Raw genomic sequence first — 2,339 nt, 5'->3', positions numbered from 1 at the left:
ATTTTAAAAATAGATAAATCATTTGTAGATAATATACCGGGTAATAGCGAAAACGTTGCAATAATAAAATCTATTATTAGTTTAGCCAAGAACCTTAATCTAAAAGTAGTTGCAGAGGGTGTTGAAACTATAGAACAACTTATTTGCTTACGTGAATATAATTGTGAAATGATTCAAGGCTATTATTTTTCTAAACCAATAACTCATCCTGAAATTGAACAATTAGTTCTTAAAAAATCGTGGAGTGTTGCTTGAGCAATAATGTAGCCTTATAAGGCAGTTATCGTGCTTACAGGGCTGTCAAATAGGCTCTGAGCTTTACACTTTAAGGATAATAGGCTTATTTGTTTTTAGATTTTAATACACAGCGTATAAATATACTGCATTTTTTATATATCTACATTTAAAATCAATAGGTTACTGGTAATAAAATTATAATGAATGACGTGAATATTAAGGGGCTAAGTGCTTAAGTTCCACTTTATGACTATTAATTTGGCTAATTAGAGAGAGTTTTTCTCGGATATCATTAATTATTAAGACTCAATCTTAACCTTTGTGCTTAGTTATTAAGCCAATTATGCATTGAACTTAACTTTTATATTAGTTTTTAAGTTAGCTCATTATAATTTTGATCGTTACTGATGAATGGTTTCATTACTTTATTGATAATAGTGAATACTATGATTTAACTTGTCAGGTTTAAATCTGTCTATGGTTACATTTTCAATATTTGCACATCGATATAAAAAGCCCAAAACCGCATATAGGATAACAGTATGTTATACATTTTATGTTAAATAGGATTATGGTAAATTTGACGTTAATTTTTCAATACATGAATACAGCTAAACGATGACCATTGAATAATACACGCTATTTAACATAATATACATTATGCGCAGTTGTGTTTATTGTATTAGGTGAGTCATATTTAACACTATTCATTTATATTACTTGGTTTTACTATCACTATTATTAGTTAGTATTCTTGAATCACAATTTATTATCTGTTCTTTAATTTTCTCTTCGTTTCTTTTAACTATCATAACTCTCAGCTCTCTTAACTTTTAGTTTCCATTCAACTTTATCTACTATCTATTACTACATAATATTTTGAGTTTAGTTACTATAATTCATCGTTAATTACTTTCTAATTTAAATCACTTCATTAAGTACCTGTTCATCACGCTCTTGGTTGTTTGCCAGAACCTTTCATATATACCTATGAAATACTGTAACTAATTGTTTTATAATAAAAACTAAAGCTGATTTATATTAGTTGTAACTATACAAGTCTCATCAATAATTAATTTTTCTAGTTAATTTAACGTTTTCAAATTATTTTTAACTGTTAATAACCTTAATTTGAACGCTATTTAGGCGCTCTGTGTTAAAATCTGAGAGTTTTTTAAGGTATTTCCTTTAACTATGAAATCTCAGGCGTCTGTTGAAATCATGTTTTTGACTGATTTAATTTAAATAATCTATGTAACTTGGTATTACATATTCCTTAAGCTCACAATGACCAATTATCCCTATAACAATTTTCAGCAAACTTTTACCTTTAATTATATTTCTATTTTAATTAACCTCAATCAATTAATCCTCGATCACTTATATCTCTATCCAATATAGATGTTAACCTTATCAAGGTTACTAATAACAATTACATCAGTGAATTTATCTATGTCAGGCTTACATTTATTATCAGGAAAATTAGCTTTAGAATTTAAAACTATCGAGATGATGGTTAAGATTTATTGTAAACATCATCACCATAGCTCAATTAAAATAAACGATGTTTGTAATGAGTGTGCTGACTTTATTCGTTATACCAATGAAAAATTAGATCGTTGTCCTTATGGAGAGATTAAGCCAACCTGTAATAAATGTCCTATACATTGCTATAAAACGGAAAGACGTTCACAAGCTAAAAAGATAATGTTATTTTCTGACCCAAGGATGATCTTCTCTCATCCATTATTGGCAATAAGACATCTATTATCAGAACGAAACCCAGTTCCAAGTTCTGTTCCTAAAAACAATCAAACAGGCATATAAGAATAAAGCGTATTAAGAATTAGAATATTTTTGTTTATAAATAATCGATTTCACTTACTAAGTACTTAAATTAATCACATATTTATCAGTATATAAAGTATATTGTAAGTGTTTCTTATTAGGCCTAATATTATAACCATTCACAAGCACCCTATTTATATATCTTCTACTTAATTCGATTTATAAACTATTTGCAAAAATTTATATTGGTCGAATACTGCTATAAAAGCATTCAGTTTACCTTGATTTCGGTGTTGAATGCCCTTTTATTTAAC

At 27.6% G+C, this 2,339-nt stretch carries 2 protein-coding genes; both read left to right on the top strand.

Annotated features, from left to right (window positions below; all coding sequences use genetic code 11):
• Positions 1-255, top strand: a 255-nt coding sequence (locus tag DS885_RS15645; RefSeq protein ID WP_147232366.1) for an EAL domain-containing protein, incomplete at its 5' end; no start/stop codon positions are given.
• A gap of 1,434 nt (positions 256-1,689) precedes the next feature.
• On the top strand, positions 1,690-2,064 hold the full coding sequence (locus tag DS885_RS15640) for a nitrous oxide-stimulated promoter family protein (RefSeq protein ID WP_309472400.1): 375 nt from the start codon (positions 1,690-1,692) through the stop codon (positions 2,062-2,064).
• Positions 2,065-2,339 lie beyond the last annotated feature (275 nt).

This window comes from Psychromonas sp. B3M02, assembly GCF_003318165.1.
Lineage (GTDB): Bacteria > Pseudomonadota > Gammaproteobacteria > Enterobacterales > Psychromonadaceae > Psychromonas.
This window is presented reverse-complemented; position numbering and strand designations above follow the sequence as displayed.